This is a genomic window from Biomaibacter acetigenes, assembly GCF_003691585.1.
GTDB lineage: Bacteria > Bacillota > Thermosediminibacteria > Thermosediminibacterales > Tepidanaerobacteraceae > Biomaibacter > Biomaibacter acetigenes.
This window is the reverse complement of sequence record NZ_CP033169.1, coordinates 2082013-2096222: the sequence shown is the minus strand read 5'-3', so window position 1 is coordinate 2096222 and position 14210 is coordinate 2082013. Positions and strand designations below refer to the sequence as shown.

Sequence of the window (14210 nt, the reverse complement as noted above, 5' to 3'; positions counted from 1 at the left end):
AGGGTCTAAAAAAATGAGTTAATAGATGAAAATAAAATACCCTTAATGCACAGGAGCATTGAGAAATTTTGATGATTTCTCAATGCTCTTTATTTTTGCCGGATTGTCTTATGGCATGAGGTTTGCAATAACTTAAGGATAATGGACCGCCCTGATTGAACAAAGAAAACGCTATACTCATTAAAGTTTGATGGGTGTGTTCATCGAAACCTATAACAGGAGGGAGTAAAATGCCGGATAAAAATATCTTTGATGTCAGTGACGAAGACCTCATTTGGGTCGAACAACAGGTAGAAAAACACGGTAAAAAGAAGGGTGAGCTTATTCAGATTCTGAGAGATGTCCAGGAACATTTTGGATTCATACCAAGAAAGGTCCAGGTCCGGTTGTCAGAACTTCTGGACGTGACCCTGAGCGAGATTTACAGTATCGTTACCTTTTATGCCTTTTTCTCATTAAAACCCAAGGGGAAGTACCAGATAAGCTGCTGCAAGGGTACCGCCTGTTATGTCAGGGGAGCGGAAAAAATCATCGAAAAACTTTCCCAGTATCTCAAAATACAACCTGGTGATACCACCGATGACGGCCTGTTTTCCCTGGATGTGATTAGATGCCTGGGAGCCTGCGGTTTGGGGCCTGTCATGATGATAAATGATGACGTTTATGCCAGGCTCAAACCCGAAGATATAACAGAAATAATTTCCCGCTATGAACCGCCGTTCAGGGATTACAGCGAGGTGATGAGGCAGCAGCGGGAAGAGGCCAGAATAAAAGAAAAATTTGCAGCCGAACCCAGCAGGAGACTTGCACCGATTTAGAAAAATAGGGACAGTTCTCAAATTGAATTTTATCATGGGTTTGATAGAAAGAACGCTTTAATTAATACGTGAAGGGAGGATCATCATGGAAGGTCCAAGAGAATCTCCAAATGCACAGGTAGTGCTTCGATACGGCATATGCAGCATTGCGGTGGGAGCGAAAGATGTACTTACGGCCTTTCAAAAGGAGATAGAGGATAAAAATTTGAACAATGTCAGGATAAAAACCACCGGTTGTATAGGACTCTGTTCTATGGAACCCCTGGTGGATGTTCACGTGGAAGGACTTCCGAATGTAACTTATCACCATGTGACACCGGAAATGGCAAGGGGCATCGTTTTTCACCACATTCAAAACCGCACCATAATCAATGAATGGGTAATTCCAAACGTATAGGGGGAGAGAAATGCAATTTTACAGAAGCCATGTGCTGGTATGCGGCGGCGGGGGATGTATGTCATCCGGATGCCTCAAAGTAAAGGAAGCAATGCTTTCAGGTATTGAGCGGATGGGCCTTTCGCAGGAAATCAAAGTAGTGGTAACGGGGTGTATGGGCCCCTGTCATCTAGGCCCCATGGTGCTAGTGTATCCGGAGGGCGTGCTCTATACCAAAGTTACGCCGGAAGGCGCCGCAAAGATAGTCGAAAAACATCTCTATATGGGGGAGGTAGTGGAGGAACTGGTGGCCCGGGAACACGACGGTCGGCTTGCCCCCACGTTAAGAGAAAACCCTTTTTTCGCAAAACAGGTAAAAATTGCCCTGAGAAACACAGGCCTTATAGACCCCATGAGTATAGAGGAATATATAGCTGTTGACGGGTATAAGGCATTGACCAAAGTACTGAGTGAAATGAAACCCGAAGAAGTGATAGATGTCATTAAAAAGTCAGGCCTTCGGGGTCGCGGCGGTGCAGGGTTCTCTACAGGATTGAAGTGGAGCTTTACCGCCAGGGCTAAAGGCTATCCCAAATATGTACTGTGCAATGCCGATGAAGGAGATCCCGGCGCATTCATGGACAGAAGTGTCCTGGAAGGAGATCCCCATTCCGTGATAGAAGCCATGGCTATAGCAGGTTTCGCTGTAGGTGCAAATCAGGGGTATGTTTATGTCCGGGCAGAATACCCCCTGGCGGTGGAACGTTTGGGCCATGCCATTTCCCAGGCCAGAGAGTGGGGCCTACTGGGCAAGAATATCCTGGGGACCGGTTTTGACTTTGACCTTGATATAAAGGTAGGGGCGGGAGCCTTCGTATGCGGTGAAGAGACGGCCCTTATAGCATCGGTGGAGGGGAAGCGTGGGGAGCCCAGGCCAAAACCACCATTTCCGGCCAACGAAGGGTATCTCGGGAAACCCACTCTTATAAACAATGTGGAGACCTATGCCAATATCTGCCCGATTATCTTGAATGGAGCCGAATGGTTTGCTTCATACGGTACTTCCAACAATACCGGGACCAAGGTGTTCGCCCTGGCCGGAAAAATCAACAACACAGGCCTTGTGGAGGTGCCCATGGGCACGAGTCTGGGGGATATAATATACGATATCGGAGGAGGAATACCCGGCGGGAAAAAATTCAAGGCTGCCCAGACCGGTGGGCCTTCCGGGGGATGCATACCCAGGGAATATTTGAATACTCCTGTGGATTATGAGACATTGAAGGAACTGGGCACCATCATGGGTTCCGGTGGACTTATCGTAGTGGATGAAGATACATGTATGGTGGACTTTGCAAAATTCTTCCTACAGTTTGTGCAGGACGAATCCTGCGGCAAGTGCGCCCCATGCCGCCTGGGCACCAAGAGGATGCTGGAGATTCTGGAACGCATCACCAGGGGTGAAGGCCGCGAAGGGGATATTGAGAGGCTCATAGATACCGGCAATATCATAAAGGAAACCGCCCTGTGCGGCCTGGGGCAAACGGCTCCGAACCCGGTACTCTCCACCATCAGGTATTTTAGAGACGAGTATGAAGCACACATAAAATATAAAAAATGTCCTGCTTCGGTATGTGCAAGCCTTTTTGATTCGCCATGCCAGAACGCCTGTCCCGCCGGAGTGGAAGTGCCGCTTTATATAAGCGCCATAAGGCAAAAGGATTATTCCAGAGCGGTGGAAATAATAAGGGAAAACAACCCCTTCCCGGCCATTTGCGGCAGGGTGTGCAACCATCCCTGCGAGTCTAAATGTCGCAGATCCCAGATAGATGATCCTGTGGCCATAAGGGCATTGAAAAGATTTGCCGCCGACTATGATATGAAAAATCCACAAAAGCCCGTCTTGAGAGCGCTCAAAAGTAAAAAAGTGGCCATCATCGGTGCAGGTCCTTCGGGGCTTACCGCGGCCTATTACCTGGCGAGGGAAGGGTACAGCGTTACGGTATTTGAAGCTCTGCCGGTGGCCGGAGGCATGATGGCGGTAGGGATTCCCGAATACCGGCTTCCCAGGGAGATCCTGGCGGCGGAAATCGAGCATATAAAATCCGTCGGGGTCGAGATAAAATTGAATCAGGCCCTCGGAAGAGATTTTAGCCTGGAAGATTTAAAGAAACAGAACTTTGAAGCCATATTATAGCTATAGGAGCCCACAGGGACATGAAGCTGGGGATTCCCGGCGAGGAACTGACTGGAGTATTTTCAGGCGTGGAATTTTTGAGGAAAGTAAATCTAGGTTTGGAAGTACCTCTCGGGGAACGGGTAGCAGTCATAGGCGGCGGCAATGCGGCGATAGATGCAGCGAGGACTGCTCTGAGAAAAGGAGCCGGCGAGGTTCACCTCTTTTACCGCAGGAGCAGGGAAGAGATGCCGGCTCAAAAAGAGGAAATTGAAGACGCTCTGGCCGAAGGCATAAGGTTCCACCACTACACCGCTCCGGTGGAAATCCTGGGCGACAATGGAAAGGTGGATAAAATCAGGATACAGAGGATGAGAGCCGGGGAATTCGACAGAAGCGGCCGGAGAAAACCGGTCCCCATCGAGGGTTCGGAATTTACGGTGAAGGTCGATAGTGTCATCGCAGCCATAGGACAACAGCCTGATTTAAATAATATTGGGATTGAGGTAAATAAGAATATGACCCTTCAGGTAAATAAAGATACCCTGGAAACATCCCTGACCGGCGTCTTTGCCGGAGGCGACTGCGTAACTGGCCCTGCCACAGTTATAGAGGCCATAGATTTTGGGCGGAGAGCGGCACTGTCCATAGATAAATTCCTGGGAGGAGAGATGTACAGGAGAAAGAGGACATATGTTAGGAAAACCGAATACGAAATTTATGAACAGCCGATGGAAAGGTACGCAGTACAAAAACTTTCTCCGGATGAGAGAACAAAGAGCTTTGCCGAAGTGGAACGGGGCATGTCGGAAGAAATGGCATATAAGGAAGCTTGCCGCTGCTTGAGATGCGATGTTAAAGAATCCCAGGAAGGAGGGGTGAAAAATGCTGAATCTTAAAATAAACGGTGTAGATGTCCAGGTGGAAGAAGGCTCCACCATCCTGGATGCAGCTAAAAAGGCCGGGATATACATTCCCACCCTCTGTCACCGAGAGGATTTGAAGGCCATGGGAGTATGCCGGCTCTGCGTGGTGGAAGTCAAGGGGGCCAAAACCCTACAGGCGTCCTGCGTCACACCGGCGGCGGAAGGCATGGAAGTAAGAACCAATACTCCCTTTATAAGAAAAGCACGGAAGACCATCCTGGAACTCATTCTGTCGAACCATCCAATGGAATGTCCTACATGCCTCAGAAACGGAAATTGTGAACTACAGAAGCTTTCAAGCCAACTCAATATTACCGAAATGCCCTTTGAGGGAGAAAGATCCCGTTACGAAAAGGATGAAACCACCCCCCGCCATTGTTCGGGACCCGAATAAATGCATTCTTTGCCGGCGTTGCGTCAATGTGTGCAATGACATCCAGGGCATAGGTGTACTGGAACCCCACCACCGGGGCTTCAAGACCTCCATTGACCCATCCTTCTGCGAGGGGTTGTACCGTATGCCATGCAGCCAGTGCGGCCAGTGTGTCATGGCATGCCCTACCGGCGCTTTGACCGAAAGGGACGATACGGAAAAGGTTTTTGAAGCCCTGGCAGATCCAAATAAATTTGTAGTGGTGCAGACGGCTCCGGCGGTAAGAGTAGCCCTGGGAGAAGCCTTTGGTCTGGAACCCGGCAGTATTGTGACAGGGCAGATGGTGGCAGCCCTTCGGAGGCTGGGGTTTGACAGAGTATTCGACACAGATTTCACTGCAGACCTCACCATCATGGAAGAGGGCAGTGAGCTCATCGAGCGCCTTGAAACCGGAGGGAAATTGCCCCTCATAACGTCCTGCAGCCCGGGATGGATAAAATTCTGCGAGCATTTTTATCCGGAATTCCTCGACAATCTTTCCACCTGCAAATCTCCGCAGCAGATGATGGGCGCTCTGATAAAAACCTACTATGCCGCAAAAGCAAGGCTTAACCCTGAAAATGTTGTTGTGGTGTCGGTGATGCCGTGCACAGCCAAAAAATTTGAGGCTCAGAGGGGGGAAATGGTATCCAGCGGATACATCGATGTGGATATAGCTATAACTACCAGGGAACTTTCCAGAATGATAAAGGAAATGGGAATAGATATTTCCAAACTGGAGCCCGAGGAATACGATCTGCCGCTGGGCATATCCACCGGTGCCGGCGTCATATTCGGAGCCACCGGCGGGGTTATGGAAGCAGCCATCAGAACAGCATATGAACTGGTGACCGGTAAGGAGCTGGAAGACATTAATTTTACTCCGGTAAGAGGTCTTGACGGTATAAAAGAAGCGGAGCTAGCCATCAACGGCACCATTTTAAAAGCCGCCGTAGCTCATGGCCTGGCCAATGCGCGAAAGCTTCTCGAAGCAGTGAAAGCCGGACAAAAAACATACCATTTTATAGAAGTTATGGCATGTCCGGGCGGCTGTTTGGGAGGAGGAGGCCAGATTATTCCCACGGATAATGACGTAAGACAAAAGCGCATGCAGGCCATATATGAGGCCGATAAATCCATGAGGCTAAGGAAATCCCATGAAAATCCGGTAGTACAGCAGCTTTACAGGGATTTTCTGATAAAGCCCTTGAGCCACAGAGCTCATGAGCTTCTCCATACCGATTACACCCCAAGACCCAGGGTTTTAGCCCGGGAATAACCCCCGGGCCTTTTTATGTTTTAATTTGAAAAATATAACAATCAAATTCTAACATATAATTATAGAACACGGGCTTTTTTTATTGTATAATGAATATGTGAAATTAGCTTTATAATCATCCTACCATATTTATTGACAACTTTAAAAATTTTTTTGGTATCTGAATTAAATAAATTGTATGCAATAACCCATGTAATAATGTATACTATATACTTTGTGAAAAGAAATTTTAGCATAAAAAGGATAATTTTAAAAGGTTTTTTAAAAAAAATGTCGAACTTATATTAGGTTTTACTTTAAAAGGAGAGGTGAAACGATGCTCAAAACCTTCAGGGGAGGTATACATCCTCCTTACAATAAAGATTTCACAAAACACAAGCCTGTCGAAAGGGCAAAATTGCCCGATAGGGTAATAATCCCCATGAGTCAGCATGTGGGAGCTCCATGCGAACCCATAGTTAAGGTAGGGGACCTGGTAAAAAAAGGCCAGAAGATTGGCGAAGCTAAGGCCTTTGTATCAGCACCAATCCATGCCAGCATATCAGGCAAGGTAACGGCTGTGGAGCCAAAGCCCCATCCCGGTGGAGGCATGGTAATGTCGGTGGTTATAGAGTCCGATGGCAAGGACGAGCTGTTTGAAGGTATAAAGACTCCGAAACCCCTGGCAGAGCTCACACCTGACGAGATTAAAAACCTCATCCGGGAATCCGGCATAGTAGGTATGGGAGGTGCTGGTTTTCCCACTCAGGTAAAGTTGTCACCACCGCCCGGGAAGACCATTGATACCATCATAGTAAACGGTGCCGAATGCGAACCGTACCTAACGGCAGACCACAGGCTGATGGTTGAAAGGCCCGATGATGTGGTGTTAGGTCTTGAGGCAATAATGAAGGCCACAGGAGTGAAAAATGGATATATTGCCATCGAAGAGAACAAGCCCGATGCCATTGAAGCCATTAGAAAGGCCATACAAGCAAAAGATGGCATCGAATTGGTCGAGTTGGCTACCAAGTACCCTCAGGGCGGTGAAAAACAGCTCATAAATGCTGTCACCGGTCGGGAAGTGCCTTCAGGTGGTCTTCCTATGGATGTGCATGTTATAGTTGACAATGCCGGCACATGTGCAGCCATTGCCAATGCTATTAAAACAGGCATGCCCCTGGTGGAAAGGATAACTACCGTAACAGGCACAGGAGTAAATGAACCAAAGAACCTTTTAATAAGAGTAGGTACACCCTTTTCCGAAATTATTGAACAGTGTGGAGGATTTAAGGGAGAAGTGGGCAAGGTTATTATGGGTGGCCCTATGATGGGTCTTGCCCAGTCGGTGCTGGATGTCCCCGCAGTCAAGGGAACTTCGGGCATACTTGTACTGGCTAAAAATGATGTCAATTTATCCGAGCAGTCACCGTGCATACGCTGCGCTCGCTGTGTGGATGCATGTCCGATACACCTGTTGCCCACTACACTGGGCAAATTTGCAGAAAGAGGCATGTGGACCGAAGCTGAAGAATATCATGCTCTTGACTGCATAGAGTGTGGATGTTGCGCCTATGTTTGTGCTGCTCATATTCCTTTGACGCAGCTTATCAGACTTGCTAAAAATCACATAGTTGCTTCAAAGAAAAAATAATATGAATGTAGGAAAAAATTTAAGCACTTAAAATGGTGCGGAAGAAACCCAAAAAAATTGTGTAAATTTGAAACATGTATATATAAAGCAAAGGCAGGAGGGATAATTGGATGGGAGAATTTAAGTTTATTACGACTTCATCTCCCCATATCCATTCGGGAGAAAGTGTTCAGAAAATAATGTTCAACGTGGCCGGGGCTTTATTGTTACCGACGGCTGCAGGTATATATTTTTTCGGGATGAGAGCTTTAGTTCTTGTTATCATAACAACACTGGCAGCAGTATTGACAGAGGCTATCTTTCAAAAACTCAGGGGCAAGCCCATCACCGTCTGGGATGGCAGTGCCATGGTGACAGGGATTCTTCTGGCATTGAACTTGCCGCCGGGACTTCCACTCTGGATGGCGGTGGTGGGCGCTGCAATAGCTATATCACTGGGAAAACAAGTTTACGGCGGCCTCGGAATGAACCCCTTTAATCCGGCTCTCATTGGCAGGGTGTTTTTGATGATTACCTTCCCGGTGCAGATGACTACATGGATAAATCCGGTGGATGGTACAACCGGTGCCACGCCTTTGCAGATCATGAAAATGCAGGGAGTTTCTACTGATTATGTAAAACTTTTCCTGGGAAATATAGGTGGTTCTCTGGGGGAAACTTCTGCTTTGATGATAATATTAGGAGGATTATACCTTTTGTATAAAGGCTATATTGAATGGAGAATTCCCGGATTTTATCTGGGGGCAGTGGCAATCTTATCAGTAATATTAGGCCGGGATCCGATCTTTGAACTTCTTTCCGGCGGCTTGATGCTTGGAGCCTTTTTCATGGCCACTGATATGGTAACTTCGCCTATAAGCAGGCTTGGCAAGATTATTTTTGGTATCGGAGCCGGAATTTTCACTGTAATTATAAGGTTTTACGGAGGGTACCCTGAAGGCGTGTCTTTTTCCATCCTTTTAATGAACGCCTTTACTCCGGTAATTAATAGATACACCGTGCCAAGGATTTATGGGGAGGTGAAGGTTAGATGAACCAGTATACGAGAATGATAGTGGTTCTTGTGGCAATTTCCCTTGCAGCCGGGGCATTACTGGCATTTTCTTATGAAGTGACAAACCCAAAGATTCAGGAGCAAGCTCAACAGGCCCTCGAGCAGGCGGTTATGAAAGTTATTCCTGGGGCGGAAAAAATGATAACTGTTGAAAAGGAAGGGATGACGCTCTATATAGGAACGGATAACCAGGGGAATAAAAAAGGCATCGCTTTTAAAACTACCGGCTCAGGTTTTAGTGGTCCTATAGAGATAATGGTTGGATATAATCCGAAAGAAGGCAAACTTACGGGTATTGAAATACTTTCAATGTCTGAAACTCCAGGCCTTGGTGCCAGGATAAAAGAACCGGCATTTACGGATCAGTTCAAGGGCAAATCCGTAAAGGATGAATTTATTCCTAAAAAGGATGTTAAGGTTATTACGGGTGCCACCATTTCTCCTACGGCTGTTTCAAAAGCCATAAAAAGTTCCCTGGCTACAGTCACAAAAATTTACCCCGTGGGAGGCGATTTTTAATGGTTAAAGATTTTGTCAATGGTCTTTGGGGAGAGAATCCAATATTTAGAGCGGTTATAGGCATATGCTCGGCCCTTGCGGTAACGACGGCCGGCCAGAATGGTATCGCCATGGGTCTGGCGTTGACATTTGTGCTTACATGTTCAAGTATACTGGTTTCGATTTTGAAAAATATCATTCCATCAAAAGTTAGAATACCGTGTTATATTATCGTTATTGCTACCTTTACTACTATAGTTGACCTCTTTATGAAAGCTTATTTCCCGGCCTTATACCAGGTGATGGGGATCTTTATTCCCCTGATCGTGGTAAATTGCATAGTTTTATGGAGAGCTGAGGGCTTTGCATCGAAAATGAGTTTAATCAGGTCTATCGCCGATGCTCTGGGGATGGGTCTTGGATATGCGTGGGCCATTACGCTCATTAGTATAGTGAGGGAAATTCTTGGTTCCGGAACCCTGTTTGGAATACACATAATGGGAGCGAATTTCACTCACTGGGTGATTATGCTGCTTCCTCCGGGGGCATTTCTGGTGATGGGTATACTGGTAGGAATAATGAATATGATCACAAGAAAGCCCGTAAAAAATACTCACTGCCACTAAAGGAGGTGGTACATTATGCTGAAGGAATTGTTTTTCATAATTGTAAGCTCGGTTTTGGTTAACAACTTTGTTTTTTCTAGATTTTTGGGTAATTGCCCCTTTCTAGGGGTTTCCAGTAAAACGGAAACAGCTGTAGGTATGGGCATGGCTACTACTTTCGTTTTGACTATGACGGCAGTTGCCGCTTACTTTATCCAGCATTATATACTGATGCCCTTTGGCTTGGCTCCCTTTTTACAGATAGTCTCTTTTATCCTCGTAATTGCTTCACTGGTGCAACTGGTGGAGATGGTGGTATTAAAGATAAGTCCTGCGCTATACAATGCTTTTGGTATATATCTGCCTTTAATTACTACTAACTGTATAGTGCTGGCAGTGGCGCTTTTAATTCCATTAAAAAATTACAATCTTATTGAAAGTACTATATTCGGTTTAGGTGCAGGTTTAGGCTTTACTTTAGCTTTAATATTGATGTCCGGTATCCGGGAAGACATGGAATTTGGTGACGTGCCTGATGCTTTAAAAGGACCGGCTATAGTGTTTATTACCGCTGGCTTACTCGCCATGATATTTTTGGGTTTTGCAGGCCTCGTGCCGCTATGATATAATACCAGAGGAATATAGAGTTAATGGAAGAGTTAAATATAACCTGAATTTAAGAAGGTACTGTGGTGAAATATCGGAGGTGAAAGTAATGCCAAATTTGATATTAATTTCAACATTGAGCATGGCGGGTTTAGGCTTTATATTAGGGGGAGGCCTGGTAATTGCATCTAAAAAATTTGCTGTAGAAAATGACCCCAGAATTGATGAAGTTCTCGGAGCATTGCCTGGTGCTAACTGTGGCGCCTGCGGTTTTCCTGGATGTTCAGGCCTTGCAAAAGCCATTGTGGAGGGCAAAGCCCCTGCCAATGGATGTGTAGTGGGTGGACAAAATGTGGCAAAAAAGGTTGCCAGTATCATGGGTGTCTCGGATGCGGGAGCTTCTGCCGATAAAAAAATAGCCCGGGTGTTGTGCCAGGGAGGGAAGGCCGAGGCCAGGCTCAAGGCTGATTACCATGGGGTAAAATCCTGCAGGGCAGCATCAATGGTGAACGGGGGGCCCAAAGGATGTCCTTATGCATGTATCGGCTTTGGAGACTGCGCCAGGGTTTGTCCCTTTGATGCCATCACCATGAGCGAGGATGGACTTCCGGTCATCGATGAGGAAAAATGCACCGGTTGCGGTTTATGTGTGAAAGAATGTCCCAAGTTTGTAATAGCCTTAACACCGGAAAAAAATGAAGTTCACGTGCGCTGCAGAGCAACATTGAAGGGCAAGGATACCAGGGCGGTGTGCGATGTTGGCTGTATTGCCTGCAAAAAGTGCGAGAAAGAGTGCCCCTTTGACGCTATTCATGTTGTCAACAATGTAGCTGTCATAGATTATGCAAAATGCCGCAACTGCATGAAGTGTGTTGAGGTATGTCCCACAAAGACCATAACGGCAGCTTTTACCGAGCGCAAAAAAGCTGTCATAGATGATAAATGCATAGGCTGCACTATTTGTGCAAAAAATTGTCCGGCAAATGCCATAACAGGTGAAGTCAAGAAAAAACATGTTGTAAATCAGGAGCTTTGTATCGGCTGCGGAATATGTGAGGAAAAATGCCCTAAGGATGCTATAACCATGGTCAGGAACGGACAGAAAGTGAACAACAACCACTGTGCAGTATGCAATGCGGCCAAGTAAGAGGTGGGAAGTAGCAATTTATTCTGAAGTAAGAGGAGAATACTTGATAAAGTATCTCCTTTTTTTTATGCCCAAAATAAGACAAGTGACTATTTGAGTCAGGTGACGGTTGCGAAGCAGGCTGCAACCGATCATTGGGGTCTTTTTTGTTTAATGAGAAATTTTTATCTTGACAAATAATAGAATGAAGGATAATATTATTATAAATACAAGTAATCCAATCAAAAAACTAGGAAATAAAAATTTTAGGGGGAATCATTTTGAAAGACATCGATATATTGAAGACCATTGCCGATAATGTAGTGGAGATGGAAGAAGAACTTACGGCAAAAAATTCAAAAAAAGCATTGGAGATGAATATCAGTCCGCTCACCATCATCAATCAAGGGCTGGTAATCGGCATGAATGAGGCGGGCAGGCTCTTTGAGGAAAATGAATATTTTGTGCCGGAGCTGCTGCTATGCTCCGATGCCATGTACGCAGGACTTGAAGTGGTGACTCCCCATATTAAAAAAGAGGAAACTCATGTTTTGGGAAAGGTTGTCATAGGAGTTGTAGAAGGAGATACCCATGATATCGGGAAAAATCTGGTAAAAGTGCTTCTTCAGGCTTCAGGTTTTGAAATTATTGACCTGGGGAGGAATGTGCCTGCTCGAGACTTTGTAGATAAAGCAAAACAAGTCGATGCGGATCTCATCTGCCTTTCCACACTGATGACTACAACTATGGGAGAAATGAAAAAAGTAATTGAGCTGTTGAAAGAAGAAAGATTGCGGGATAGGGTCAAAGTGCTGGTAGGCGGGGGCCCCATATCCGAAAGTTTTGCCAGGAGCATAGGAGCGGACGGCTATGGTGAAAATGCGGCAGGTGCGGTTAGGGTTGCAAAGAGGGTTTTGAATATACCCGATGCACTGGCATCATGAAGCGAAATTTTGCTTCCGAAGGAGTTTTACTCTAGTCAAAGCATAACCGGAATACATCCGGGAGCTTTATAGTGATAAAAAGGAGAAAAGTTATGAGTGAAATAAATTTTAAAACACGATTACTTAATGCTATAAATAAAAAACCTGTAGACCGGGTCCCTGTCGTTTGTCCCGGAGGCATGATGAATATGGCGGTGGTGGATGTGATGAAAGCCACTTCCTGCTTCTGGCCTGAGGCTCATATCGACCCGGAAAAAATGGCGAGACTATCCTTAGGAGTTCAATTGCTGGGGGGTATAGAAAATGTCGGAGTGCCTTTTTGTATGACTGTTGAAGCGGAAGCCATGGGTGCAAAAGTCTATATGGGCACCCGGGAGACCGAACCCCGGGTTGTGAAATATCCTTTAAATACCATCGGTGAATGGAATAGACTTCCCGGACTTACCGAAAACCATTATCGAGTAGCGGTAGTTCTTGAAGCCATAATAATACTTAAGAAATCATACCCTGAAATACCTGTCATAGGCAATCTCACGGGGCCCATCAGTCTTGCCACATCTTTGATGGAACCCATGGATTTTTATAAAGCCCTCCGGAAAAACCCCGGTGAGGCCATGGAATTTCTGGAATTTGTAGCCGAAAATATAGTAAAATTTGGAGTTGCTATGACAAAAGCCGGAGCAGATGTCATAAACCTCGCAGATCCCAGTGGCACCGGAGAGATACTGGGGCCAAAGGTCTTTGGTGAAGTTGCTGTTCCGGTGATAAATAAAATAACGGAATCCATAGAAGATGCTACCGGTGTACCTGTTATGGTCCATATTTGCGGGAGACTGCTTCCAGTGCTTGACCAGTTGAAAAATATCAAAAGCAGGGTGTTGAGCATCGATGCCATAACAAATCTCAGAAAGGTGAAGCAAGCCCTTCCCGAAAAGGTGATCATGGGCAATGTCAGTACCTTCCTGCTGGAAAAAGGGACTCCGGAAAGGGTCAGGAAAGCCGCAATAGTGTCGATAAACCAGGGGGCAGGTATATTATCCCCCGCCTGCGGCATAGGGGCCAACACCCCGATTGAAAACATAAGAGCTATGGCCGATGCCGCAAAAATCGGAAGTGTGTAAAAGTAGATGGTTCGAATGATGCATGGCATGGAAGAGGGTTCTTGCAAAAATGTTTATTACCGGCAGACCGGCAATTTCTAAAAAGGATAGAGTGTTTGCAGCCCTGGAGGGCAAGGTCCTGGACCGACCCCCCTGTGGTGAGATTGCTTTTCCCGGTAAATCAAACGACAGTGCATTATTGGAACATTTTATTTATACGCTGAACACCGACCTTATTACCTTTACCGTAGACCCTTACAACTCAGGCTTTTCTATAAGTTTTGAAAATCCATCGGATATAAAGAACCTTGCTAAAAATACAGATTGCTTTTTACTGGGAGGCATTCCCGGAGTTTTCTGGCAGGCTATCTCGGAAATGGGTCTTGAGACGGCGGCTAGAATGTCTAAAAAAAGTCCGCTAGAGTTTAGAAACTATATGAGAAGTTTAGGTAAAAGGCATCTTGAAATTGTTCTGGAACTTCTGGAAAAAGGTGCCGACGGCATTATGATATTTGATGACCTTGCAGGCTCAAAAGGACTTTTTTTTTCACCGGTATCTTATAGAGAATTGGTTTTTCCGGAGCTTTCGAAACTGGTATTTGAAATAAAATCCAGGGGGAAACCCGTATTTTTTTCATTCTGACGGTCACATTACCG

General features: G+C 45.9%; 13 protein-coding genes and 1 pseudogene. All 14 read left to right on the top strand.

Annotation, left to right across the window (positions count from 1 at the left end; translation table 11 throughout):
- Positions 1-230: 230 nt before the first annotated feature.
- Positions 231-818 (top strand): NADH-quinone oxidoreductase subunit NuoE, encoded by a 588-nt coding sequence (nuoE, locus tag D2962_RS10795; RefSeq protein WP_120765852.1) that lies wholly within the window; start codon positions 231-233, stop codon positions 816-818.
- A gap of 85 nt (positions 819-903) precedes the next feature.
- The gene (locus D2962_RS10790; RefSeq protein ID WP_120765853.1) at positions 904-1215 is read left to right on the top strand and encodes a (2Fe-2S) ferredoxin domain-containing protein; all 312 of its coding nucleotides are present in this window, start codon (positions 904-906) and stop codon (positions 1213-1215) included.
- Positions 1216-1225: 10 nt separating this feature from the next.
- Positions 1226-3391, top strand: a complete 2166-nt coding sequence (nuoF, locus tag D2962_RS10785; protein ID WP_122014973.1) for an NADH-quinone oxidoreductase subunit NuoF — start codon at positions 1226-1228, stop codon at positions 3389-3391.
- Between the two features lie 20 nt (positions 3392-3411).
- Positions 3412-4269 carry an FAD-dependent oxidoreductase gene (locus D2962_RS10780; RefSeq protein WP_122014972.1) on the top strand — a complete coding sequence of 286 codons (858 nt, stop codon included), beginning with the start codon at positions 3412-3414 and terminating at the stop codon, positions 4267-4269.
- Positions 4256-5987, top strand: a pseudogene (locus tag D2962_RS10775) (NADH-dependent [FeFe] hydrogenase, group A6). Before D2962_RS10780 ends, D2962_RS10775 begins: the two are co-directional and overlap by 14 nt.
- A gap of 316 nt (positions 5988-6303) precedes the next feature.
- Positions 6304-7620 carry an electron transport complex subunit RsxC gene (gene rsxC / locus D2962_RS10770; protein WP_122014971.1) on the top strand — a complete coding sequence of 439 codons (1317 nt, stop codon included), beginning with the start codon at positions 6304-6306 and terminating at the stop codon, positions 7618-7620.
- A gap of 110 nt (positions 7621-7730) precedes the next feature.
- Positions 7731-8654 carry an RnfABCDGE type electron transport complex subunit D gene (locus D2962_RS10765; RefSeq protein ID WP_120765857.1) on the top strand — a complete coding sequence of 308 codons (924 nt, stop codon included), beginning with the start codon at positions 7731-7733 and terminating at the stop codon, positions 8652-8654.
- Positions 8651-9193, top strand: coding sequence for an RnfABCDGE type electron transport complex subunit G (locus D2962_RS10760; protein WP_122014970.1), 543 nt, complete (start codon positions 8651-8653; stop codon positions 9191-9193). Before D2962_RS10765 ends, D2962_RS10760 begins: the two co-directional genes overlap by 4 nt.
- Positions 9193-9798: an electron transport complex subunit RsxE gene (gene rsxE, locus D2962_RS10755; RefSeq protein WP_120765859.1), complete on the top strand. Its 606-nt coding sequence runs from the start codon at positions 9193-9195 to the stop codon at positions 9796-9798. The genes D2962_RS10760 and rsxE overlap by 1 nt, the downstream gene beginning before the upstream one ends.
- Positions 9799-9813: 15 nt before the next feature.
- Positions 9814-10401 carry an electron transport complex subunit RsxA gene (rsxA, locus tag D2962_RS10750; protein WP_120765860.1) on the top strand — a complete coding sequence of 196 codons (588 nt, stop codon included), beginning with the start codon at positions 9814-9816 and terminating at the stop codon, positions 10399-10401.
- A 91-nt stretch (positions 10402-10492) separates the two neighbouring features.
- Positions 10493-11530, top strand: coding sequence for an RnfABCDGE type electron transport complex subunit B (locus D2962_RS10745; protein ID WP_120765861.1), 1038 nt, complete (start codon positions 10493-10495; stop codon positions 11528-11530).
- 260 nt (positions 11531-11790) lie between these two features.
- Positions 11791-12453 (top strand): corrinoid protein, encoded by a 663-nt coding sequence (locus D2962_RS10740; protein ID WP_120765862.1) that lies wholly within the window; start codon positions 11791-11793, stop codon positions 12451-12453.
- Between the two features lie 92 nt (positions 12454-12545).
- Positions 12546-13574 carry an MtaA/CmuA family methyltransferase gene (locus D2962_RS10735; RefSeq protein ID WP_120765863.1) on the top strand — a complete coding sequence of 343 codons (1029 nt, stop codon included), beginning with the start codon at positions 12546-12548 and terminating at the stop codon, positions 13572-13574.
- Positions 13575-13596: 22 nt separating this feature from the next.
- The gene (locus D2962_RS10730) at positions 13597-14196 is read left to right on the top strand and encodes a uroporphyrinogen decarboxylase family protein (RefSeq protein WP_122014969.1); all 600 of its coding nucleotides are present in this window, start codon (positions 13597-13599) and stop codon (positions 14194-14196) included.
- Positions 14197-14210 lie beyond the last annotated feature (14 nt).

Excerpts from the sequence above, each read along its gene's own strand:
- nuoE (WP_120765852.1), top strand. The coding sequence starts at position 231 with ATGCCGGATAAAAATATCTTTGATGTCAGTGACGAAGACCTCATTTGG.
- D2962_RS10790 (WP_120765853.1), top strand. The coding sequence starts at position 904 with ATGGAAGGTCCAAGAGAATCTCCAAATGCACAGGTAGTGCTTCGATAC.
- nuoF (WP_122014973.1), top strand. The coding sequence starts at position 1,226 with ATGCAATTTTACAGAAGCCATGTGCTGGTATGCGGCGGCGGGGGATGT.
- D2962_RS10780 (WP_122014972.1), top strand. The coding sequence starts at position 3,412 with ATGAAGCTGGGGATTCCCGGCGAGGAACTGACTGGAGTATTTTCAGGC.
- rsxC (WP_122014971.1), top strand. The coding sequence starts at position 6,304 with ATGCTCAAAACCTTCAGGGGAGGTATACATCCTCCTTACAATAAAGAT.
- D2962_RS10765 (WP_120765857.1), top strand. The coding sequence starts at position 7,731 with ATGGGAGAATTTAAGTTTATTACGACTTCATCTCCCCATATCCATTCG.
- D2962_RS10760 (WP_122014970.1), top strand. The coding sequence starts at position 8,651 with ATGAACCAGTATACGAGAATGATAGTGGTTCTTGTGGCAATTTCCCTT.
- rsxE (WP_120765859.1), top strand. The coding sequence starts at position 9,193 with ATGGTTAAAGATTTTGTCAATGGTCTTTGGGGAGAGAATCCAATATTT.
- rsxA (WP_120765860.1), top strand. The coding sequence starts at position 9,814 with ATGCTGAAGGAATTGTTTTTCATAATTGTAAGCTCGGTTTTGGTTAAC.
- D2962_RS10745 (WP_120765861.1), top strand. The coding sequence starts at position 10,493 with ATGCCAAATTTGATATTAATTTCAACATTGAGCATGGCGGGTTTAGGC.
- D2962_RS10735 (WP_120765863.1), top strand. The coding sequence starts at position 12,546 with ATGAGTGAAATAAATTTTAAAACACGATTACTTAATGCTATAAATAAA.
- D2962_RS10730 (WP_122014969.1), top strand. The coding sequence starts at position 13,597 with ATGGCATGGAAGAGGGTTCTTGCAAAAATGTTTATTACCGGCAGACCG.